This window comes from Aeromonas sp. s11 (assembly GCF_040907945.1).
Taxonomy (GTDB): domain Bacteria; phylum Pseudomonadota; class Gammaproteobacteria; order Enterobacterales; family Aeromonadaceae; genus Aeromonas; species Aeromonas veronii.
Genome location: NZ_JBFOCU010000004.1, coordinates 49,704 through 70,469, shown reverse-complemented (window position 1 = coordinate 70,469; position 20,766 = coordinate 49,704). Strand labels below are relative to the sequence as shown.

General features: G+C 55.0%; 24 protein-coding genes and 1 pseudogene. 1 reads left to right on the top strand and 24 read right to left on the bottom strand.

Annotation, left to right across the window (positions count from 1 at the left end; all coding sequences use genetic code 11):
- Positions 1-939, bottom strand: coding sequence for a 16S rRNA (cytosine(1402)-N(4))-methyltransferase RsmH (rsmH, locus tag AB5Y84_RS00445; protein WP_368176157.1), 939 nt, complete (start codon positions 937-939; stop codon positions 1-3).
- A complete protein-coding gene (gene mraZ / locus AB5Y84_RS00440) occupies positions 940-1,398 on the bottom strand; it encodes a division/cell wall cluster transcriptional repressor MraZ (protein ID WP_013723406.1) in 459 nt (152 codons plus the stop codon).
- 677 nt (positions 1,399-2,075) lie between these two features.
- On the opposite strand from mraZ, the gene AB5Y84_RS00435 reads away from it, so the two are divergent.
- Positions 2,076-3,050 carry a lytic transglycosylase domain-containing protein gene (locus AB5Y84_RS00435; protein WP_368176156.1) on the top strand — a complete coding sequence of 325 codons (975 nt, stop codon included), beginning with the start codon at positions 2,076-2,078 and terminating at the stop codon, positions 3,048-3,050.
- Here the strand turns inward: AB5Y84_RS00435 and AB5Y84_RS00430 are convergent.
- The 22 genes and pseudogenes from AB5Y84_RS00430 to flgCL form a co-directional block, all read right to left on the bottom strand.
- Positions 2,983-3,444, bottom strand: coding sequence for a hypothetical protein (locus tag AB5Y84_RS00430; protein WP_005336178.1), 462 nt, complete (start codon positions 3,442-3,444; stop codon positions 2,983-2,985). The two genes, AB5Y84_RS00435 and AB5Y84_RS00430, sit on opposite strands and share 68 nt — an antisense overlap.
- A complete protein-coding gene (lafU, locus tag AB5Y84_RS00425; RefSeq protein ID WP_368176155.1) occupies positions 3,431-4,378 on the bottom strand; it encodes a lateral flagellar motor protein LafU in 948 nt (315 codons plus the stop codon). The genes AB5Y84_RS00430 and lafU overlap by 14 nt, the downstream gene beginning before the upstream one ends.
- Positions 4,378-5,235, bottom strand: a complete 858-nt coding sequence (gene lafT, locus AB5Y84_RS00420; protein ID WP_019444796.1) for a lateral flagellar motor stator protein LafT — start codon at positions 5,233-5,235, stop codon at positions 4,378-4,380. The genes lafU and lafT overlap by 1 nt, the downstream gene beginning before the upstream one ends.
- Before the next feature lie 50 nt (positions 5,236-5,285).
- A complete protein-coding gene (gene lafS / locus AB5Y84_RS00415; protein WP_368176154.1) occupies positions 5,286-6,002 on the bottom strand; it encodes a lateral flagellar system RNA polymerase sigma factor LafS in 717 nt (238 codons plus the stop codon).
- 7 nt (positions 6,003-6,009) lie between these two features.
- On the bottom strand, positions 6,010-6,432 hold the full coding sequence (lafF, locus tag AB5Y84_RS00410; protein WP_269428984.1) for a lateral flagellar basal body-associated protein LafF: 423 nt from the start codon (positions 6,430-6,432) through the stop codon (positions 6,010-6,012).
- Positions 6,433-6,503: 71 nt separating this feature from the next.
- Entirely contained in the window at positions 6,504-7,559 is a 1,056-nt protein-coding gene (locus AB5Y84_RS00405) for a flagellar hook-length control protein FliK (protein WP_368176153.1), read from the bottom strand.
- A gap of 47 nt (positions 7,560-7,606) precedes the next feature.
- The gene (locus tag AB5Y84_RS00400; protein WP_234921483.1) at positions 7,607-8,008 is read right to left on the bottom strand and encodes a LafX; all 402 of its coding nucleotides are present in this window, start codon (positions 8,006-8,008) and stop codon (positions 7,607-7,609) included.
- A 59-nt stretch (positions 8,009-8,067) separates the two neighbouring features.
- Positions 8,068-8,460 (bottom strand): lateral flagellar export chaperone LafC, encoded by a 393-nt coding sequence (gene lafC, locus AB5Y84_RS00395; RefSeq protein WP_005336195.1) that lies wholly within the window; start codon positions 8,458-8,460, stop codon positions 8,068-8,070.
- A gap of 48 nt (positions 8,461-8,508) precedes the next feature.
- Entirely contained in the window at positions 8,509-9,795 is a 1,287-nt protein-coding gene (gene lafB, locus AB5Y84_RS00390; RefSeq protein WP_368176152.1) for a lateral flagellar capping protein LafB, read from the bottom strand.
- A gap of 121 nt (positions 9,796-9,916) precedes the next feature.
- Positions 9,917-10,159 (bottom strand): flagellin, encoded by a 243-nt coding sequence (locus AB5Y84_RS00385; RefSeq protein WP_232297811.1) that lies wholly within the window; start codon positions 10,157-10,159, stop codon positions 9,917-9,919.
- 438 nt (positions 10,160-10,597) lie between these two features.
- Positions 10,598-11,083 (bottom strand): annotated as a pseudogene (locus tag AB5Y84_RS00380) (Lateral flagellin); the annotation flags it as partial.
- 249 nt (positions 11,084-11,332) lie between these two features.
- Entirely contained in the window at positions 11,333-12,337 is a 1,005-nt protein-coding gene (locus AB5Y84_RS00375) for a hypothetical protein (RefSeq protein ID WP_368176151.1), read from the bottom strand.
- A 17-nt stretch (positions 12,338-12,354) separates the two neighbouring features.
- Positions 12,355-13,254, bottom strand: coding sequence for a lateral flagellar hook-associated protein LfgL (lfgL, locus tag AB5Y84_RS00370; RefSeq protein WP_368176150.1), 900 nt, complete (start codon positions 13,252-13,254; stop codon positions 12,355-12,357).
- Positions 13,255-13,265: 11 nt separating this feature from the next.
- The gene (gene lfgK, locus AB5Y84_RS00365; protein WP_139494764.1) at positions 13,266-14,609 is read right to left on the bottom strand and encodes a lateral flagellar hook-associated protein LfgK; all 1,344 of its coding nucleotides are present in this window, start codon (positions 14,607-14,609) and stop codon (positions 13,266-13,268) included.
- The gene (locus tag AB5Y84_RS00360; protein WP_118854516.1) at positions 14,609-15,007 is read right to left on the bottom strand and encodes a rod-binding protein; all 399 of its coding nucleotides are present in this window, start codon (positions 15,005-15,007) and stop codon (positions 14,609-14,611) included. The genes lfgK and AB5Y84_RS00360 overlap by 1 nt, the downstream gene beginning before the upstream one ends.
- A gap of 8 nt (positions 15,008-15,015) precedes the next feature.
- Complete coding sequence (fgIL, locus tag AB5Y84_RS00355) at positions 15,016-16,122, bottom strand: lateral flagellar basal body P-ring FlgIL (protein ID WP_047438683.1); 1,107 nt, start codon at positions 16,120-16,122, stop codon at positions 15,016-15,018.
- Between the two features lie 8 nt (positions 16,123-16,130).
- The gene (flgH, locus tag AB5Y84_RS00350; protein WP_040068881.1) at positions 16,131-16,802 is read right to left on the bottom strand and encodes a flagellar basal body L-ring protein FlgH; all 672 of its coding nucleotides are present in this window, start codon (positions 16,800-16,802) and stop codon (positions 16,131-16,133) included.
- Entirely contained in the window at positions 16,802-17,587 is a 786-nt protein-coding gene (gene lfgG / locus AB5Y84_RS00345) for a lateral flagellar basal-body rod protein LfgG (RefSeq protein WP_005336212.1), read from the bottom strand. The genes flgH and lfgG overlap by 1 nt, the downstream gene beginning before the upstream one ends.
- Positions 17,588-17,665: 78 nt before the next feature.
- A complete protein-coding gene (gene lfgF / locus AB5Y84_RS00340; protein ID WP_005336213.1) occupies positions 17,666-18,400 on the bottom strand; it encodes a lateral flagellar basal-body rod protein LfgF in 735 nt (244 codons plus the stop codon).
- Between the two features lie 9 nt (positions 18,401-18,409).
- Complete coding sequence (gene flgEL / locus AB5Y84_RS00335; RefSeq protein WP_076493211.1) at positions 18,410-19,609, bottom strand: lateral flagellar hook protein FlgEL; 1,200 nt, start codon at positions 19,607-19,609, stop codon at positions 18,410-18,412.
- A gap of 18 nt (positions 19,610-19,627) precedes the next feature.
- Positions 19,628-20,335 (bottom strand): flagellar hook assembly protein FlgD, encoded by a 708-nt coding sequence (locus AB5Y84_RS00330; RefSeq protein ID WP_076493213.1) that lies wholly within the window; start codon positions 20,333-20,335, stop codon positions 19,628-19,630.
- Between the two features lie 3 nt (positions 20,336-20,338).
- Positions 20,339-20,764 (bottom strand): lateral flagellar basal body rod protein FlgCL, encoded by a 426-nt coding sequence (gene flgCL / locus AB5Y84_RS00325; protein ID WP_005336216.1) that lies wholly within the window; start codon positions 20,762-20,764, stop codon positions 20,339-20,341.
- Positions 20,765-20,766 lie beyond the last annotated feature (2 nt).

The following is a 20,766-nucleotide window of genomic DNA, read 5'->3' as shown; positions in this document are numbered from 1 at the left end:
TTACTCCGCCAGCCGTTCGGCAACCCGCAGCACCGAGCTGCGTGACCGGCTGTTTTCAGATACTTCATGATCAGAAGGCTTGAGTGCCTTGCCGACCGACTTCAATTTGCGACCGCCAGCCAGCTGGGCCTCGGTCAACGGAATGCCATAAGGCACTTCCGGCCCCTTCTCGTGCTTGCGGATGAAATGCTTCACCAACCGGTCTTCCAACGAATGGAAGCTGATCACTGAGAGACGGCCATGTGGTGCCAGCACTTCCAGTGCACCGTTGAGCGCGGTTTCGATCTCGTCCAGCTCGCTGTTGATATAGATGCGGATGGCCTGGAAGCTGCGGGTTGCCGCATGCTTGCCTTTCTCCTTGCTCGGATTGACCCGGGCAATCATCTCCGCCAGTTGGCGGGTACGCACATAAGGCTCGGTCACACGGTCATGCACGATGGCGCGGGCGATCTTCTTGGCAAAACGCTCCTCTCCGAAGGTCTTCAGCACCCAGGCGATGTCATCCACATCGGCCTTGGCCAGCCACTCGGCAGCGCTCTGGCCGGAGGTGGGGTCCATCCGCATATCGAGCGGACCATCTTTCATAAAGCTGAAGCCGCGCTCGGCATCATCCAGCTGAGGTGAAGAGACCCCCAGATCCAGCAGGAAGCCATCCACCTTGCCCAGCAAACCGCGCTCATCCAGATAGGAGGCGATGCCGGAGAAGGGGCCATGCACGATTTCGAAACGGGGATCCTGGATCTTGGCGGCCTCGGCGATCGCCTGCGGGTCGCGGTCGATGGCGATCAGGCGGCCATTGGGGCCAAGGTGCTGCAGGATCAGACGAGAATGACCACCACGGCCAAAAGTACCGTCGACGTAGACACCATCCGGCTTGATGGCCAGACCTTCAACGGCTTCGTGCAGCAGCACAGTGATGTGTTCAGCGGCTTGGGGCATTTATAAAGAGAAATCCTGTAGTCGTGGTGAGCTTGCCCAATCGTCCCCGGGCAGACCCAAGATGTCGTCATTGACCTGTTGTTGCCAGCGGGCTTCATCCCACAGCTCAAACTTGTTGAGCTGGCCCACCAGCATGATTTTCTTGTCCAGCCCCGCATGGTTGCGCAGTGGCTGACTGAGCAGCAGACGGCCATTGCCATCCAGCTCGCATTCGGTTGCATGTCCCAGCAGCAGTCGCTGCAAACGGCGCTCTTGCGGATTCATGCTGGAGAGGGTCTTGAGCTTGCGCTCGACCTCTTCCCACTCATTCAGGGGATAAAGCAGCAGACAGGGATGGGCAATATCGATGGTGCAGACCAGTTGGCCGTCGCTTTCATCGCGCAGCCAATCACGGAATTTGGTCGGAATTGCCAGCCGCCCTTTACTGTCCAGGCTGATGGCATGAGCGCCACGCAACAAATTGCAGTCCCTGAAGGTGAGTGAGCGGGCAGATTGCCCCTCTAAAAACCACTTTGATCCACTTTTCCCCACCTTGAAGTTTAAGGACGTGCAGGGGGCTTTTCAAGCAAGGAGATGGGACAGAGGGAACATATTGACGCAGCAATTGCATGCTGCGGATTGAGTAGGTTGATTTTCCAAGAGTTATTGCTGAAAAAACAGAAAGTGATTAATAAGCAGCAAGTCGGTGAGCGGTCACTATCTGGGCGATATGATGAAACGGAACAATACCACTGCACAGAGCAAAATACTGACACATATCACTGGATAGATGATGTAACCATCTTTCGAACGGCGAGCACGCAGAGACACCAACTGACAAAGCAACAGATTGTAAATAATCAGCAGGGATGTCAGCAGAATATTGGTGGCAAATGTCAGCTCTTGAGCGTAACCAATGTACAAGCCCATCAGAATGAAATTGGCGAGTATCAGATACAGCAAAAACTTCTGAATCGCTTTACCCGAATTTGGGCTCTTTTTTACTCGTGTTATCATGCTTGCTACGTCCTGGATTACACATGATCAGACGACCTTAAATTCAAAAAACTGTTGAGATATATCATGTTTTTATTATTGCGCGATCCTTGCTCAACAATTGCCTCATGACCCGGCTCGTTTTTTTGCTAATGAGCGGGATGTTAATGATATCAACATCTTGCCATGCTTATCACAATTATCAGTGGCAAGCTGGTTTCCCTGTCCCGATTCAGGGTAAAGGGGCAGATTTGGTCGGTCAGCAGCAGCAATTCTTGCTGAAGCAGCGCCCTTATCTTCAACAACGTCTTGCGGAGACACAGCCCGTTATTCGCTGGGTCGCGGAACAGGTTCACGAACGCAAACTGCCGCCCTTGCTTGCCTTTGTTCCTTTACTGGAAAGCAGTTACCGATTGGATGTGGTCTCTTCTGCTGGCGCCGCAGGCCCCTGGCAGCTGATGCCAGATACCGCCACCCGATTTGCCATTCCCATCACCAGCGAATTTGATGGGCGCTATTCACTGCCATTGGCGACAGAGGCTGCCCTTTCCTATCTGGCATGGCTGTATCGCTTCTTTGGCAATGACTGGCTGCTTGCTTTGGCCGCCTACAACGCAGGAGAAGGGCGGGTACTCAATGCGGTTTTAAAAGCGGGGACACGTAATATATGGGAACTGGATCTTCCGACTGAAACACGCTTTTATGTCGCGCGCTTTGTTGCGCTGGCAAGACTGCTTGATATGGCTGACAGCTATCAGTTTCAACTTCCGCCATGGCACAGCGGCAATGACTTGCAAATATTCCGTCATCCGAACGGCTGCTCACTGCCCGCGTGGGCTCAGGCAAAAGGCGTATCAATGAATGAAGCCAGCCGCTGGAATCCGGCCTGGCAACTCCCTGTCGCGCAAGGGATAACCCATTGCCCTATCGTCTACAGCAAGGGCAAAGCCCCCACCGCCAACCAGAAGAAAGGGGCGACCGCCATTGTCAAAGCAGTCTCACTGGACAGTCTGCATGATCCCCTGTTGCTGAAAGCTGCCAGGGGGCTTGATATGAGTCGAGGCGAGATCAGACTGGAACGCTTGCCTGATCCTCTTGGGATTCAGCAGAAGCGGCCGCTAATTGCGGCACCATGAAACAGTGGCGCCAATGGCTCAGTACCGGAGCCAAATCAACCTCTTCCGGATATGACCAGCGAGCCCCGTAAAAGCAGAGCTGCCGACCAATAGCGCGACGATGAGTGATGTTGCAATCCAGCGCAATTCGCGGCAACAGGGAGAGCGTCACCGTTTCGGGTAATTCAAATCGGGCCGGAGCAAGGAAACCGACCCCGCCCGGGCCAATATCTTTTATCACTGCGCGGCCGATGCTCTTGTCAAACAGCAATCCGGAAATCAGCAATCTGGCCGCAATCCCGCAACTCTGTGACTCGAAAGGCGTTGTTCCATCGTGCAGATACCAGCGCGGCACCTTTCGGCGTGGATCATTGTGCGAGGTATGCAGCGGAAACTCGATCTCAGGGTCGTCCATGGGAAATCATCTCCTTGGCATGGGTGGCTGCCGCTTGCGTTTGGGAGCTGAAAAGTTGCTCCAGATTGGTTTCTGCCTGAGTTGTCATGACCAGCAATTCAATACGCCGATTACGGCTGCTTTGTGGATTGCGGGTATCTTCCAGCATGGTATCGGCCATCGCGACAACCTGCCCGACCCGTTCAGGTGGCATGCCTCCCACCAGCAACACCCGTCTTGCCATCATGGCGCGGTCTGACGATAGCTCCCAGTTGCTGTAGTTGTCACCGGCAAACGGTGTGCTGTCGGTATGGCCAGAAATCATGACCCGATTCTCGATACGCTGGAATATGGGTGCCAGCGCCATCAACATATGGCGAAAGAAAGGGCTGATGCGGGCACTGCCGCGGCTATACATTTCCCGATCCGCGTCATCACGGATCAGGATCCGCAATCCTTGGGGAACAATTTGAATCTCGAGGTTATTCTTCGCCTGCATCTGTTCAGCAAGATGGTCGATAAAGCTGGCCAACTGCTTCATCTGGGCTTCACCCTCAAGCTTACCTATCAACAGCTTTTCATACCCACCACCCGGGCCGTCAGAAAAAATGCTCTGATTACGGTCCATATGCTTGGGCATCAGCTGACCCTGCTGATCGAACTTGGGGTTAAGCTCATCCATCACTGAGGGATTGCCACCGAGATCGACAGGATAGGGGCTATTGCGAATATCAAACGGGTTTGCCTCACTGTCCATGATGCTGTAGTCCCGCAGGCGGCTGGCAACGACTTCCCGCTCCTCCTGATTGGACACAGCAAGGATCCACAGCACCATAAAGAAAGCCATCATGGCCAACGTGAAGTCGGCAAATGCCACCTTCCAGGCGCCGCCCCCTTTGGGACCGCTGTTACGACGCTGCTGGCGCTTAACGATAATCTGTTCGTGATTGCGCATTACATCGCCCTGTTGGTCACCCAATCTTCCAGCTCAAGGAAGCTTGGTTTGACTTCAGGCTCCAGGATCTTGCGACCCGAATCGACGGCCAGCAGCGGTGTCTTGCCACGCAACTGGGCAATCAGGATCGACTTGATGCACATCAACAGGCCGATACGGCGCTTGACCATCTCTTCCATGGCGTTGCTGATTGGCTCCAGCAAGCAATAGCAGAGGAAAATACCGATAAAAGTTCCCACCAGAGCGGCCGCCACATGGACACCGATATTGCTCAGAGGGCCGTCCAGTTGCTGCATGGTGATGATGATTCCCATCACCGCAGCAAGAATGCCGAAGCCCGGGCAGGCCTCGCCGGTTTTGTGCAAGGCATGAGCAGGCTTGAGCATGTCCTCTTCAATGGCCATGATCTCCTGCTCCAGCACGGTATCCAGTTCATGGGGTGTGATCTTGCCCATTCCGAGCAGACGCAGATTATCGATAATGAAACCAAGCAGTTGGGGATCTTCCGAAATCTGGGGATACATCAAGAAAACCGAGCTCTGCTGGGGATTTTCAATATGCTCGTCGAGCGCCTTCATCCCCTTATTGCGTGTCTCTTCAAGCAGTTGATGCATCAGAGTCAACAGCTCACGATAGACCTCTTTCTCTTCTTTGTTGGCTTTGAAGCACATTTTTATCTGCCGCCACATTTCATGCATCACCTCTTTCGAGTTGCCAAGAAACATGGAGCCTACCGCTGCGCCGATAATGATGATGAGTTCGGCTGGCTGCCACAAGGCGGCGAGGTTCCCCCCGGCCATCATGAAGCCACCCAGCACGCACACTAATATGACGCCGATGCCAATCTGTTTTTGCATGAATGTTCCCGCACGATACAAGAAGGGTCACCAGTAAAGGTGAAGCACTACTATATGGAGTCGACCAATCGCTGCTTTAGCTGAAGTACGCATTGTTTGTGCAACTGACAAACCCGGGATTCGGTTAATCCCAGCACCAGCGCGATCTCTTTCATATTGAGCTCTTGCTGGTAATAGAGGGAAAGCAATAACTGCTCGCGTTTATCCAGAGTGGCCAACACCTTGCTGATGGTCATCGCCATATCGACATCATCAGACTCGGTTGTTGGCGCCTTGCCGCCATTCTCCAGCCACTCTTCCAGACTCTGCAGCGCTTCAGCCTGGCTGGCGTAGGACAACTGACGCACCTCATCCACCGAACAGTCGAGCGCAGCAGCAAGTTCTTGTTCTGAGGGGGGGCGCCCCAAACGATTGTGCAGTTCACGCTGCACCTGATTATGGCCATGCACCTGCTGTCGCAGTTGCCGGGGTCGCCAGTCCAGACGGCGCAACTCATCGAGCATGGCACCACGGATCCGTTTGAAAGCATAACTTTCAAACTGGGCATCTGGCTCGCTGCCATAACGGCGCCACGCCTCCAGCAATCCCATCATTCCCACCTGCTCCATGTCCTCCTGATCAAAAGAGGCACTGACCTGGCTGCGCAGATGGCTGGCGGCTCGCTTCACCAAGGGCAGATAGCGAGCAAGAATGGCGGGCTCTCCCGTGCGAGGAAGTTGCGGAGTATCGGCAAACTCTTGTTGAGCATCCCAAACGGAATCAGTCATATCGTGGCTACTGTACCAGTACCTTGGTGATCAGCACTTCATCCAGATAGGGCTTATAGCCATATCCCTGTACCGTAGTGACCAGCTTGTCGCGCAGAGAGACTTGCAACTTGGAAATATTCTGCAACTCGACTTTTACGTCATCATGGGAGCGGTGGCTGAAATACTGCACCATGGCATTGCGGATCAGTGGCGTCAGTTCATCCAGCTTGGCAACCTGCGCCGGGTTGTAGGTCACCAGTGCCAGCTCCAGCACCAGATAATGAGACTGTTCACCCCCTTCCAGACTGATAACAAAGCGCTCCATCGGCTTGAACAGCGGAGTGCTGCTCAGCTCGGGCTTTGGCTCTGCCAATCCGAGCCAGACTTCGACCACATCGCGCTTAAGCCATGCGCCATAGGCCAGTATGGCCAACAGACACAGAGCCATGACGAATATCATCAACCACTTCATGACACGCCGCATAATGTAAAACCACTCTCGCTGTTACGGGTTAAAAATCAGACCAGTGTATTGAGCCAGTCGTGCACCGTATCCCATTGGGAATCCGGATCATCCTGCCACTGGCGGCGGCCAGCCAGGATCTTCTCCTGTTGCCACCGCTCCTGCTGTCCCTGTTCGCCACCTTGCCCCACATTGACCTCGACCCCACCGGCATGATGGGGAGCCAAGCTCATGCGCAAGCGCTCCATCGACTGGATCATCGCATCGCGCACAGCCGGATTGGTCACGTTCAACTGGACATTGAGCCGGTCACCATCGAGCTTGACGGTCAACTCCAGTCGCCCCAGCTCTGGCGGGTCCAGCCGGATATGAGCCTGTTTCACCTGTTGATTGACCTGCAGTTCAACCTTGTCCTGAAGCAGGCTAACCAGCTGCTGTCCCCACTGGCTCTGGTTGTCTGACAACCGGACAGGAGCCCACTGATAGTCGGCAGGACGCGGCGGTACAGCAGCGAGTTGTCCGACTGCCAGCTGGCGAGCATCTGGCAACCTGTTTTCTACCGCAGCGGTGTCAGGCACACTTCCCATATCCAAACCGGCAGCCATAACAGGCAAGGTGAAGCGGCCGGGCAATACACCGGTTTGCCCATTTGATTTGACAAGCAACGTAGAGAGCGCCTGTTCTGCAGCAGCAGAGACCGTTTCACGACGCGGCATCACCTCTTGCTCGGGCAGTGTGGTCGCACTCCCCATCAAGGCACGAAGAGAGGGCGGCAATTTGTTATCCACCACCGGCTGGCAACTTTTTTCTCTGTCCACTCTGACAAGCTCACCACCACTATGACTCTCGCCTCTGGCTTGAACGTTGCTTAAACGAAAACCATCAAGATCGGCATCACTCACTCTGACAAAGAGAGGAGGCATATTGGTAAACGCTTGCAGCTGTTCAGCCGGGTCGCCTTCCATCCTTGGCTGTTCGCTCTCTTTTTCCTCTACCGCAGCATCGCTGGCAGCCAGCTCGGGCAAGGGCAATGCAACCAGAGGGTCAACCGCCTCATCCAGCGGTTGATATAACTCCCCTTCACTGCCGGCTTGGCCGGACAAACGGTTCAAGGCCGTGACATCCGGCGAATACGCAGCGTCAAAACCGCTAAATTGAATCAATCCCATTGCTCTGTCTCACCGTAGGCGGTCAAGCCTTCACGAATCGAAGAAAGCTGCTGCCACTCCTGTTTACGAACCTGGGTCTCCTGCTCGCAGAGTTGCAATGCCTGTCGATACAAAATTCGGGCTTTATCTCTTGCTGGTTGCAACGCAGCCCAGAGTTGGGGATTCCGGCTAACTTGAGAGACAAATTGTGCGAAACGCCCATCGGTTAGCCTGACTGCATCCCACTGGCCAGCTTGCGCTTGTTGCAGCAAGAGCGTACCCAACCCCAATAACTGACGCTGGCGAGTCTGCAGTTCGGTCTCACGCAACACGGGAGCAATACCTGACATGACGAGCCCCAAAAAGAAGATGAACCAGCCCACAAGCAAGGAGTGGGCCAGACCGAGAACCAAGAAATTTCAATATGTTGGGCGTGAGGAAGAACAGAGAGGAAGGAAGTACTACTTCCGTATTAACGAGGATGACGCGCCATTGCTTCCCAACCCTCTTTCAGCTCTTGCAGGATTTTGCGCACTTCGGCAAATCCCTCAACATTGTTGGAAACGCTGATTTCGAACAATTTTTGACCGCAGTAGTCATAAAGACGATGCAGATTGACCGCCAGTTCGCCCCCCTTATTCATATCAAGCGCACTGTCCAGCCCACCCAGGATCTGCAGACACTTGTTGATGGCCAACCCTTTTCGCTCAAACTGTTTGGCCAAGATATGCCCTTCGGCTCTGGCTATCTCGTCAAGCAAGCCATCCATCAACATCAGCACCAGCTGATATGGATCGGCACTCGCGGCCTTGGCTTCTGTGGCGGCAAATCGATAGGCATCATAGCCATCTTCAGATTCAAACATGGGTCACTCGCTATTGCAGGTTCAAACCAGTGCATCCAGGGGAAAAGCTTACAGTGCTCCCATGGTCTGCATCATCTGGTTCATGGTGGTGAATTGATTGAGGTAACGCTTGTAAACAGACTCCATCCGTTTATCCAGCGACTCCATTTTATCATCAAGTCGCTTTTGATTGGCTTCCAATGTGCTCTTGCGAGTGGCCATCACCCCGTTGCTCTTGGAGAAAGGGTCGAGCACCTTGCTCATCCGCTTGAGCAAACCGTCATCCCCCATCAGCGCCTTGCCCAGCAGTTCAGGGTCCTTCTCGAGCGACTTTTTGAAATCAGAGTCACTAAACACCAGCTTGCCCGACTTCTCGGTTTTGATACCAAGCTGAGTCAGGGTCATGCCTGCAGGCAGATTGCGAACCGCGTTGGCCAGCGCACCTTTCAAACCTCGCACCGTGGCATCAGAAGCCAGTACGCCTTTCGCCTTGATATCGGTGGATGTCTCTTTGTTCAACAGATCCAGCAACTCATTGTAACTATCAACAAATTTCTTCAATGAGCCGGTGACGGCTTCATTGTCATAAGCCACTGTCACCTGCATCGGGCCATCGGTTGGCTTTTGCACCTTGGTGAGATCCAGCGTCAGCCCTTCAACTACGTTTTCAATTTTGTTGGTCGGCGATTTGATCTCCAGCGCACCGTCGCCAACCCCCATCTTGATGATGGAGTCCTGACCCGGGGTGATCACCTTGCCATCGATAAAAGCCTTGCCGAACGCAGAAGCTGGGTCGCCATCATAGGTGGGGGTAAACACCTTGGCTACTCCGCTCTCTTTGCTGGTCAGCACCAGGTTAACCTTGCCATCCGTGCGGATCAGGCTTGCCTTGACCCCTGGGTTATCCGCCGAATCATTTATCGCAGAAACCAGACTCTGGGCTGTCGCCCCCGCAGGCAAGGTCGCCAAGTCGATAGCAAACGCCTTGCCATCAAGGGTGAACGACACTTTGCCGGTGGTTGGCAATAGCGCCTTTTCATCTGCCAGTTGCACCCCGAACTGATGGGCCTGTGCCAGTTGCTTGACCTCAAAGTTATATTGCCCCGGGGTCGCCTTGCCATTGCTGGAGACCGTCATGATCCCCTCTTGTGAAAGGCTGGCTTTCTGGGCCTGCAAAGCCGCTGGCTTGTTCAAATCTTTCAGCAGAGTCTGAAAGCTGGAGAGTTTGGAGTTGATGGATGACAGCGAACTCTGCTGCGCCTTGACATTGGCCAACTGCCCCTTGAGCAGCTTGTCCATATTCTTGCGCTCATTGGTCACCATATTCATCGCGGCTGAAGCGGGATCGACCTGCATATATCAACTCCTTCGGTATCAGGGCAAGACTTGCTTGTTGAAAAAGACTGTTACGCCAGCACTTTTCAATCAGCAAGGGGAAGAAAAGAGGCCGCCACACAGGTAGCGGCCCTTATAACGATTAACGCAGCAGACCGGTGACCATACCAGTCATCTGGTTTGCCTGGCCCAGCACAGACATGCCAGCTTGCATCAGCATCTGGTTCTTGGTCATGTTGGTGCTTTCGGTGGCGAAATCGGCATCCATGATACGGCCCTTGGCGATATCGGTATTCTCTTTCATGTTGGAGAGGTTGTTAACGGTGTGTTCCAGACGGTTGATATTGGCACCGAAAGCGGAACGTACGCTGGTGATATCCTGCATAAAGGATTCCAGCTCGCCGATGGCAGCCTGGGCATGCTTTTGTGACTTCAGACCGGTTTTCAGCGTCTCGGAATCCAGACCATCACCCACAGTCATTAATTTTGCAGTCGCGCCATCAAACGCTTTGGTAGCCTCATCCATAGCGGTTTTTTTAGGAACGATCGCCGTCTCTTGTGCTTCCAGCGCTTTTTTAGCGTTTGTTACTGCTGCTTGCAATCCACCAGTTTTGGCTGGATCGGTGTTATCCAACAGTGCCTTTTCAGCATCGGTCAGTGTCAGTTGCAGGGCTGGCAACTTATTATTTTCTGTATTGAAGTCGTCGGTAGCGGTTTTAAGCTCCCCCTGCTTGGTAGTAACATCGACTGAAATACCCTGCTCGGCGGCAGTCAGTGTTCTGCCCCCCACCACCTTCTTCAAGGTATCACCGATGGACACGGTCAGACGCTCGCCGTCAGCGCCACCGATCTGGAAGGTCACTTCACCCTTGGCGAACTTGCCGTTTTTGCTATCCAGCAGGTTTTCGCCACCGAAGGTGGTGTTGCTGGCGATATTTTTCAGCTCTTTGGTCAGCTCGCCAAATTCGGCGTTCATGGCGGCAATATCTTTCTCGCTGCTGGTGCCGTTGGCAGCCTGGGTAGCCAGATCCTTCATACGCTGAACGATATTGGTCATCTCGTCCATTGCACCTTCGGCAGTCTGCATCATGGAGATGGCATCCTGGGCGTTGCGCATACCGATCTTCTGGCTGTTGGACTGGGATTGCAGACGAGTAGCGATTTGCAGACCAGCGGCATCGTCAGCGGCAGAGTTGATGCGCAGACCGGTACCCAGACGCTGCATGGCAGTGCTGGCCAGCTTGTTGGTGGTGGTCAGTTGGTTCTGGGTAACCATGGATGCAAAGTTGGTATGAATTGACAGACTCATTTTCGTTTCCTCGAAATAGATGCTGCCACAGGCAGCGTTTGGGTTGACCCCAATGAAGAACGACCACGGCGTCGTGAAAATTAAATCTTTTTTTGCTGAACGGCAGTTTCTCTTGGCCCCCCGTTCGGATGCGAAACAGTGGGCCCGCGAGCAGATAGCGTCGTCACTGGCTCAAGAGGGCATCACAGAGATAAAAAAACCGCACAAGTCAGCTTGTGCGGTTTTTTACGAGGAGACAGCCCAGCGCTATCAAGTGAGTAACGCAACCACCCCTTGCCGAGTGACGTTGGCCTGCGCCAGCAGACCGGACATGGTGCCCATATAGCCGCCTTGTGAGAGGCGGGCGGCCAGAGAGGATTGCAACTGTGCCAGCTCTTCCTGTTTCAGGTTCTGACTGCGAGCCTTGACCTTATCCAGTTGCAGCACCATCTTCTGGCGAAACTGTTTCAACTCCCGAACCGATTGCTCAATCTCGCCAAGTACTTTTTGCAGCCGCTGCCGCTCCTGACGGATCTCCCCTTTGGCAATCCCTTCGGCCATGTGAGTAAGCGCTCCGGCCCTGGGCTTGAACTGCACCGGGATCGGGTTGCCTGCCGGGATACGAATCCCCTCGCCCCGGATCAGTACCGGCTCATCCAGTTTGCGACGATGGGGGTCAGCGACAGAGAGCTCCAGCTTGCCCAGCTCATTCAGCCGAGCCCGGATATGCTCTTTGCGCAGCGCCCGATCGAGTATGGTTGCGACCTCCCCCTCTCGTGCTCCGGCGGGGATGGTCACCTCCACCGCACTACTGCTTTGGGGGAAAGAAAACACCAGTCGCTCAGTGCTATTTTTGGCGCTTAATAAATCCAGATGCTCGGCACTGAACCGGGTGCGCAGCTCCTGAGGTGACGCAAGAAGTCTGGGCTTGAGCTCATCAGTCAAAGGGCCTCTTGGTTGGGTGACTTTCTCTTCCAGCATTTTTAAGCGGTTGGCAACGTCACTGCTGGCCAGCTCACGCTGACCTAACTGGCGTTCCAGCCGCTTCAATTCGCCCCAAACCTGATTGAGTGCCTGTTCCCCACCCTGAGCATGGGCAATGCGCTGTTGCGCTGCGCCGATCAGGGCCCATCTATCCATCCGGATAATATTGGGGTGGCGCTCGTTCTGCTTTCGATTTTCCGGAGTGTGAGCCTGTGCAGTTGCGCGGCCCTGCAACTTGGGCTTTGCCTGCGCCTCGGCAACGCCCCCAAGACGGGTTTGCTGGATCTGCATCATGACTCCTTCACTCGTTACGGCATGTAGTTGAACAGGCTAAGGCCATTAACCTTGGCAAAAGCTTGCTGCTGCACCTGCAATGCCATCAGGACATGGGCCTGTCGGGTCGCGGCCTCGACATAATCCAGCGACTCTATCTGGTTGCTCACTTCCTTGCTATAGACACCTTTCTCGGCATGGCTCTCGTCAATCTGATCCAGCAGATTGATCCGGGCACCAATCGTGCTCACCGCCTGGCTGATACTATCTTGCAGTGTCTGGCTGCGGCCGAGCATGGCTCGGGCTTGATCGACGGCGTCAGGTGCTGCGTCATTAATTGCCGTCACCATGCTATCGAGTCGTTTGAAAAAATCGTCAGGCTTCAGAAACAGCTGGTCAGCAGTCTGGTTCAAGCCCACGGTGACGCCGTTTGCAATACTGACCTCACGCACCAGATTGTCCCCCTGGTAGCTGTAGTCACCACTCGCCTGCTTTACCAATGCAGTCTGATCAACCTTGCTACCGGTAAAGAGGCTGGAGCCACTCTCGTTACGCGCATTGGCCAGATCCAGCAGACCATCCTTGATAATGGCGACCTCGCTGGCTACCGCTTTACGATCCGCATCCGACAAAGAGCCTGTTGCAGCTGTCTGGGTCAACTCCCGCAAACGCATCAGCATGTTGGTCATGGTTTCAAACTGCAGCTCCCCTTGAGAGAGCTGGCTCTTGGCGTTGGCAATATTTTTCTGGTACTGCGCCATCGCCACCTGCTCTTTCTGCAAGCCCAGCAGTTGCACACTACCAACAGGATCATCAGAGGGCTGAAGAATGCGTTTTTGCGTGGAGATTTGGCGATCAAGCCGGGCATATTCACCGAAGCCATGCTGCAAATTGTCTAGCATGCTGAGCTGGATCTGGTTGGTACTGATGCGCATGGTCACCCTCCTCAGAACATATTCAGAATGGAATTGAAGAGTTGTTCCGAGGTGCTGATCACCTTGGCATTAGCCTGATAAGCCTTGGTGTAAGCCATCACTTTCACCCCTTCCTCATCGGTATTCACCCCGCTGACACTGCTCAGCTTGGCCGCCATCTGTTTTTCCATATTGGCATCGGCCTGCATGCTCGCTTTCGCCTGCCCACTCTGCACCGCCATCTTGCCAAGCAGGGCACTATAGGCATCGTATTGGCCATTTTTTATCGTCAGCAGGTCCTGCAGGTTGCGGTTATCGCCCTTGCCACCACCTGCCTTGGCAAAAGCCAGGTCGTCTCCGGTAAAACCATCAGCCACCCGCAATGTACCCAACGCATTGATGTAGTTACCATGGATATCTTTTATTTCGTCAAAAGCGAATAGCCGTTTCCCGGTTACTCCATGAAGGTCAACACCACCGGCCTGTTTGGCATTGAAATCCTCTGCCAGCTTGCCCGCTATCTGATTCAACGCCTCTCTGGTCGGCCGCAATACTGTGGTGCGATAATCCATCACCCCCGCCAGCGAACCACCGTGCAATTTAGGAACTTCAAACGTCTGACCACCGAAAGCGAGGCTGAGTTTATCGCCAGCAAGCGCGAGAGTACTGCTGCTTCCCCCCAACACCAGCGGCTGTCCTTGGGGCAGGCTGATCGCGAAAGCGCCGTCACTCTGACGATTAACCCGCACTTCCATATAGGTCGACAACTCACGAACAACCTGTTCGCGACTATCTTCCAGCGCTGAGGTATTGACTCCCTTGGCTGCTTGATCGCCAATCTGGACATTCAATTCGGCCAGTTGTGACAGGTAGCTGTTCACTTGGGAAACCGTGCTGCTCAACTGATCGTCGATCTGTTTTTCCTGGGTGACCAGGCTCTCGTCCAGCTGGGTAAAGCGGTTGGCGAGCGCCCCAGCCGAGCTGACGATCTGGCTGCGCTGTGCCGGGGTTTCCGGACTGTCGAGCGCAGCACTGAGCGAGGCAAAAAAGCTGTCGAGCCCTTTTGCGATATTCATCGACTCACTGCCCAGCAACTGCTCTGTCGTATTGATGTACTGATGAAAGGCATAAGAAGAACCGGTGGCCGAACGGCTACGCCAGTGTTGAGCAACCAGATAGTCATCCGTTACCCTGCGTACACCTGTCACCTCGACACCGGCACCATTATCCAACCGCCCGAAACCGGACAGACTGCCCATCATGGCTTCCTGACGGCTATACCCGATGGTCTTAACGTTCGCGATATTCTGGGCGGTCAGGTTCAATGCAATCTGGGCTGCATTTAGTCCGCTGGCGCCGATATTGAGCAGTGACATCAGTCAACCTTCTTCATTTTTGCCGAGTTGAGAGGCTGGCTGAACGCAGCCAGGGTCTGCTGCTCTGAAGCGACCATCCCGTCCGGATTCTTTAATGACGGAGCCAGCTGGTTGACCATCTGCTCCCGCAGACCGATGCCACCACGTTTGACCATGCTCATCGCCAACTGGCTGTCATACATATCGCGATAGAGGGATTGTCCCTTGATGATCTTGTCGTCCTCATCCTGCAGGGCATCCGTCGCCGAGCGCATATGTTTGAGCACGGTTTGCAGAAAACTGACTTCAAACTGACCGGCTGCAGCATCCAGCGCGGCACGCTGATCCGGGTTGCTTTTGATTTGCTGCAATTCATTGAGATCCTGATAAAAACCGGGATCCGAGCTAATTCTGGTCATGATAATCCTTAGATAACCACCAGCTCACCCTCAAGGGCGCCAGCCTCATTGAGCGCTTGCAAGATGGCCATGACATCATCGGGGGTTGCCCCGAGTGAATTGACAGCCTTGACGATCACTTCCAAGGAAGTGCCATCCGGCCAGACAAACATGTTGTTACGTTCCCGATCGACCTGGATCTTGGAGTTGGGGGTCGTGGTGGTTTGCCCGTTGGAGAAGGCGTTGGGCTGGCTGACCGTCTGACTCTCGCCAATGGTCACCGTCAGACTGCCATGACTGACGGCAGCCTTGTGGACCTTGACCCCCTGCCCCATCACCACAGTACCGGTTCGACTGTTGAAGACCACCTTCGGCCGCTCCTGACCCGGATCCACCTTTATATCTTCCAACAGTGCCATAAACGCGATGCGCTGACTCTCGTCCCTGGGAGCAGCAACCTGAACCCGCCCGGCACTCACCGCGCGGGCAACCGGCCCCAGCTGATGATTGATGGCACGCTCCACATTGCGGGCCGTCTTGAAGTTGGGTTGGTGTAGATTGAGGGTCACTTCCGGCTTTTCGGCAAAATTGCTGACCACCTCTCGCTCGATGGTGGCGCCATTTGGGATAATCCCGGCTGTCGGCACGTTAATCGTGACCGATGAACCTGATTGCCCTTCCGCTTTCACCCCGGCGACGACCAAATTGCCCTGCGCCACGGCATAGACTTCACCGTCGATACCACGCAGGGGGGTCAGCAACAGAGAACCGCCACGCAGACTCTTGGCATCCCCAATGGAAGTCACGGTTACATCGAGCAACTGCCCCTTGCCAGCCAAGGCTGGTAGCGTGGCTTGGACCGAAACGGCTGCCACGTTCTTGAGCTTGGGATCGAGATCGTCCGGTAACTGCACGCCAAACTGCTTGAGCATGTTGGCCATGGATTGGCCGGTAAATTTGACCTGGCTTTTGTCACCGGTCCCGGAGAGACCGACCACCAGACCATAACCCACCAGCTGGTTGGTTCTCAGCCCCTGCACATCGGCAATATCCAGCAAGGCTCGTTTGGCCGGTGCGGCAGCCTGACTAACCCAGGGCAAGCAGAGACACAGCAGGGCGATAAACCATCTGTTCATGTGATTCCTCAAAATGGCGCAAACGCCGAGCTAAAGAAGCGGCCCAGCCACCCCATCTGGTTACTGTCGGCGAGGGCACCGCGACCGGCGTAGGTGATGCGGGCATCGGCAATGCGCTGGGACGAGATACGGTTGCTCTGATCAATATCCTCGACCCGCACCATGCCGCCCAAGCGGATATACTCATCCCCCTGATTGAGACGGATCCACTTTTCACCGCGGATCCCCAGCACTCCGTTGGGCATCACTTCTGCCACGGTCACGGTAATGGAACCTGCCAGGGTATTTTGCTGACTGGAGGTCGCTCCGCCATCAAAATCCCGATCCGCACTGAGGGCGGCCCCCCAGTCGGGGCGCAGTTTACCGCCAATAGAGGGGGCCGGCACATTCATGCTGCTGTTTTTGCTCATGCTGGTATTGGCTTTCTTGCTCGACTGGGTACGCTCTTCCAGCACCACGGTGAGAATGTCACCAACACGGTAAGCACGCCGATCCTGAAACAGGGTCATCATGTAGTTGCCCCGATAGAGGCCACCATCTTCGCCCTGCGCAGTCGCGGTCACCTTGGGACGGGATGGTGCCCATTTCTCGTCACCCGGCTCGGGTGCCTGCAGCTCATAGGTGGCACAGCCGCCCAGCAACAATACCAACCAGATATAACGCAGCATCGACTTCATCATTACAGAGCCTGAGTGACAAACTTGAGCATCTGGTCGGCGGAAGAGACCACCTTGGCATTCATCTCGTAAGCCCGCTGGGTCGTGATCATGTCGACCATCTCCTCAACCACGTTCACGTTGGAACTCTCCAGCGTGAATTGCTTGACGGCCCCCATCGCCTCTTCACCCGGTACACCTTCAATGGGCTCACCGGACGCGCCGGTTGCACGGTAGAGGTTGCCACCGAGCGCTTCCAGACCGGCCGGGTTGGCGAAATTGGTCAGGGTGATGCGGCCCAGCTCGACGTTCTCTTGCTGACCGGGCAACGAGGCGCTGACAGTGCCGTCGGTACCTATGGAGATCTTGGTGGCGTTATCGGGGATCTGGATCTGCGGCACCATGGGCAAACCATCCGCGTTAACCAGTTGCCCCTCGGCATTGCGATGCCATTGACCATTACGGGTATAGGCCGTCTCGCCATCCGGGCGCTCGACGCCGAAGAAACCGGCACCGACCACCGCCATATCCAGCTCCTGATTGGTGTTCTGGAACTGGCCGGAGGTGAAGACCTTCTGGGTACCGACTACCCGCACACCATTACCCATCTGAATACCGATAGGCGCCAGATTCTGCTGATCTTGCTGGGCACCCGGCTGGCGCTGCACCTGATAGAAGAGATCTTCAAAAGCAACTCGATCGCGCTTGAAGCCGACCGTGTTCACGTTAGCCAGATTGTTGGAGATGCTGGACATCTTGGCATCTTGTGCCGATAGACCCGTTTTACTGACCCATAATGCTGCGTGCATTGTTATTTCACCTTGTTCATCAAGCCTCATCCACAGGGATGTGGCAAGGCATCGGATATCTGCCCGATGCCGTCAATATCAACCCTGACCGGAAATCAATTTGGCCCCTTGTCGAGCCTGATCATCCGCCGCTTTCATCAACTTGACCTGCAGTTCGAAATTGCGGGTCAATGACATACTGCTGACCAGCTCATCCACGGCATTGACGTTGGCCCCTTCCAAAAAGCCGGATGCCATCACCACCTGCTCGCTGCTTTCGGCATCCCCCCCCTGGCGCATCCGGAACAGACCATCGTGGCCTTTTACCAGCTCAGCCGGATCAGGATTGACCAGCTTCAGGCGGCCTACATCAAGTCGGGCGCCACCACCCGGAGGGGTGATGCTCAGGGTGCCATCCTTGCCGAAACTGATGTCACGATAAGCGGGCAGCACCAGCTCGCCACCCTCCCCCAGCACCGGCCGACCATTGAGGGTCAACAGCCCGTCGGCATCGGCCTCCAGGTTACCAGCACGGGTATAGGCCTCTTTGCCATCAGGCGTCTGCACCGCCAGAAAACCCTCGCCACGAATCGCCACATCCAGCTTGCGCCCCGTCTGCATCAGAGGGCCAGCCTTGAAGTTGGTACCTGCCATCTCTTCTCGGGCCATTACCCGGCTCTGGTAACCATCGCCCGTCAGGGCATAAGCAGAAACCCGCTCAAAGTCAGCCCGAAAACCGGCGGTATTGACGTTGGCCAGGTTATTGGCCCGGATTTGCTGGGCCATCAGGGTATGTTGCGCCCCGGACATGGCGGTGTAGATAAGCTTTTCCACGGGTTACCCTTAGAAGGAGTTGAACAGAACCTGGGTCATCTTGTCAGCGGAACTGATGGTCTTGGCGTTGGCCTGATAGTTACGCTGGGAAGTCATCAGGCTTACCAGTTCACCGGTCAGATCCACGTTGGAGCTCTCGTAGGCCCCAGCAGTCAGCTTGCCCATGGTGCCGGTTCCCGGCGCCCCCAGTACCGGCTGGCCGGAACTGAACGACTGTTGCCAGGTGGTGTTGTTGGTCTGCAGCAGACCATTGGGATTGGTGAAGTTCGCCATCACGACCTGGCCCTGCAACAGGCTCTGACCGTTGGTAAAGGTGGCATAGACACCGCCATCGGCATCAACCCGTACACCGGTCAGGTCACCTGCGGTATAACCATTGGACTGGTTACGAGTGGCGTTAAAATCGGAGGCATATTGGCTCACCTTGCTGATATCGACGGTGAGCTTGATATCCATGGCACCTGGCGGAGTCAAGTCCAGAATGGGCATAGCGGTAGACTTAGCAAGCGTGCCATCTTTCTCAAAAGTCAGTGCGGTGGTGGGCAGTCCCGTTTTGTCACCATCGAAGGTGTAGTGTACAGCCCACTCATTAGGCTTTTCTTTGACAAAATACTGAGTAACTGTGTGCTCAACCCCCAGCGAGTCATAGACCTTACTGGACTGTGAATAACTGAAAGTTTCAGATTTCTTAGGATCAAAATCGTAAGGTGGTTTGGTATCAATCTCGGTGGCATTAGCCTTCAGGTTCGCCACAAACTCCAGCTTGTCGGATGCCTTGGCTGGCAGGCTGCCCGCCTTGACCTGAATATCCCCGACCACACCGGATTGCAATTTGCCGGCGTCATCCGTGGTATAACCCTGCAGACGGGTACCACTCGCCGTGGTCAGGTAGTTACCGCTATCACGCTGGAACATGCCCGCTCTGGTGTAGGAGGTTTGTCCGCTGCCATCTTTCAGCACGAAGAAACCACTGCCAGAAATCGCCAGATCCAACCCGCGCCCGGTGCGCATCACATCACCGTTGCGATCAAAGTTCTGGGAGACGTTGTTCATCTCGACACCGCCAGCCTGACCACCACCATAGATGGCAGCAAACTCGGCACGGCTGGATTTGAAGCCTGCGGTACTGGCGTTAGCAACGTTGTTACTGATAACGCTCAATTCCTGGTTTACGGCACGCAGGCCGCTCAATCCGATACTGAAAGACACAGTGTCGCTCCTTTCTGATTACGCTGATTTGCCGAACTGGATTGCACTGAACAGCGGGACATCGCCCACACCGGCAACCTGCAGCATGATTTCTCCCGTACCGGGCAAGGCAACACGTTCAACCTTGCTCGCTACATAATTTTTGGTCGCCACCAAGGTCTTGCCCGCCGAGGCCTTGATCTCAAAGCGGTACTCTCCGGCAGGAAGGGGGGGCAGTTCATAATCCAGCCCGCCCGCCTTGCTCTCACCCCAACTCTTGCTGGCCACCAGCACGCCGTGTTGGTCATACACTTTGAGATCCACTTGCTCCGCCGCACCTTGCAGCTCGATTTGACCGCGGATCTTGTGCTCTTGCTGTTGTTTAAGGGTTTTGCTCGGCACCATGACCTCTTTGTCGACCAAAGCGGTACTCTGCAACACCTGCTGGGTATCCATCTTGGTGTTGCTCTGTAGCTGAAGCTTCTTCAGTCCTTCGACGCCCTCTACCATGCTGAACTGGGCCAGCTGGGCAACATACTGGGCTCCATCAAGTGGGTTGGTGGGATCCTGGTTCTGGATCTGCGCCACCATCATCTGCAGAAATTCGTTACGCAGTTGCATCCCGCTATTCTGATTGGCTTGCGTTTCCTGAGCAGCACCGGCGCCATTGCTGGCGATCTTGGGGTCAGCAACAGCCTGACCCGTACCACGCGCCGTATCCAGGCTACTGATCTGTGGCAAACTCATGACTTAGACTCCCTGACCAAGACGCAGCAAACCTTGCTGCATACTGTTGATCCGGTTGATCACCTCCACCGAGGTTTCAAAACCGCGAGAGGCGCTCATCATGTCAGCCATCTCTTCCACCACGTTGACGTTGGAGTAGTAGACAAAGCCATCCTGATCGGCCATCGGGTTGGTCGGCTCCAGCCGTTTCTCTACCTGACGGTCGGACTGCACGATACCCGCCACTTGCACCGACGCAGCCCCGAGGCCATCGGTATCCTGAATCTTCTGATAGAGAGTGGAAAAAACCGGCTTGATGGCACGAAACGCGGCGTCTTCACTGGCGGCCGCGCTATCCACGTTGGCCAGGTTGGAGGCAACGGTATCCAGCCGCACGGTCTGGGCGCGCATGGCACTGCCGGCGATGTCATAAATCTTGTTGAACGACATGG

Excerpts from the sequence above, each read along its gene's own strand:
- rsmH (WP_368176157.1), bottom strand. The coding sequence starts at position 939 with ATGCCCCAAGCCGCTGAACACATCACTGTGCTGCTGCACGAAGCCGTT.
- AB5Y84_RS00435 (WP_368176156.1), top strand. The coding sequence starts at position 2,076 with ATGTTAATGATATCAACATCTTGCCATGCTTATCACAATTATCAGTGG.
- AB5Y84_RS00430 (WP_005336178.1), bottom strand. The coding sequence starts at position 3,444 with ATGGACGACCCTGAGATCGAGTTTCCGCTGCATACCTCGCACAATGAT.
- lafU (WP_368176155.1), bottom strand. The coding sequence starts at position 4,378 with ATGCGCAATCACGAACAGATTATCGTTAAGCGCCAGCAGCGTCGTAAC.
- lafT (WP_019444796.1), bottom strand. The coding sequence starts at position 5,235 with ATGCAAAAACAGATTGGCATCGGCGTCATATTAGTGTGCGTGCTGGGT.
- lafS (WP_368176154.1), bottom strand. The coding sequence starts at position 6,002 with ATGACTGATTCCGTTTGGGATGCTCAACAAGAGTTTGCCGATACTCCG.
- lafF (WP_269428984.1), bottom strand. The coding sequence starts at position 6,432 with ATGGCTCTGTGTCTGTTGGCCATACTGGCCTATGGCGCATGGCTTAAG.
- lafC (WP_005336195.1), bottom strand. The coding sequence starts at position 8,460 with ATGTTTGAATCTGAAGATGGCTATGATGCCTATCGATTTGCCGCCACA.
- lafB (WP_368176152.1), bottom strand. The coding sequence starts at position 9,795 with ATGCAGGTCGATCCCGCTTCAGCCGCGATGAATATGGTGACCAATGAG.
- AB5Y84_RS00385 (WP_232297811.1), bottom strand. The coding sequence starts at position 10,159 with ATGCAGGATATCACCAGCGTACGTTCCGCTTTCGGTGCCAATATCAAC.
- AB5Y84_RS00375 (WP_368176151.1), bottom strand. The coding sequence starts at position 12,337 with ATGCAGATCCAGCAAACCCGTCTTGGGGGCGTTGCCGAGGCGCAGGCA.
- lfgL (WP_368176150.1), bottom strand. The coding sequence starts at position 13,254 with ATGCGCATCAGTACCAACCAGATCCAGCTCAGCATGCTAGACAATTTG.
- lfgK (WP_139494764.1), bottom strand. The coding sequence starts at position 14,609 with ATGTCACTGCTCAATATCGGCGCCAGCGGACTAAATGCAGCCCAGATT.
- AB5Y84_RS00360 (WP_118854516.1), bottom strand. The coding sequence starts at position 15,007 with ATGACCAGAATTAGCTCGGATCCCGGTTTTTATCAGGATCTCAATGAA.
- fgIL (WP_047438683.1), bottom strand. The coding sequence starts at position 16,122 with ATGAACAGATGGTTTATCGCCCTGCTGTGTCTCTGCTTGCCCTGGGTT.
- flgH (WP_040068881.1), bottom strand. The coding sequence starts at position 16,802 with ATGATGAAGTCGATGCTGCGTTATATCTGGTTGGTATTGTTGCTGGGC.
- lfgG (WP_005336212.1), bottom strand. The coding sequence starts at position 17,587 with ATGCACGCAGCATTATGGGTCAGTAAAACGGGTCTATCGGCACAAGAT.
- AB5Y84_RS00330 (WP_076493213.1), bottom strand. The coding sequence starts at position 20,335 with ATGAGTTTGCCACAGATCAGTAGCCTGGATACGGCGCGTGGTACGGGT.
- flgCL (WP_005336216.1), bottom strand. The coding sequence starts at position 20,764 with ATGTCGTTCAACAAGATTTATGACATCGCCGGCAGTGCCATGCGCGCC.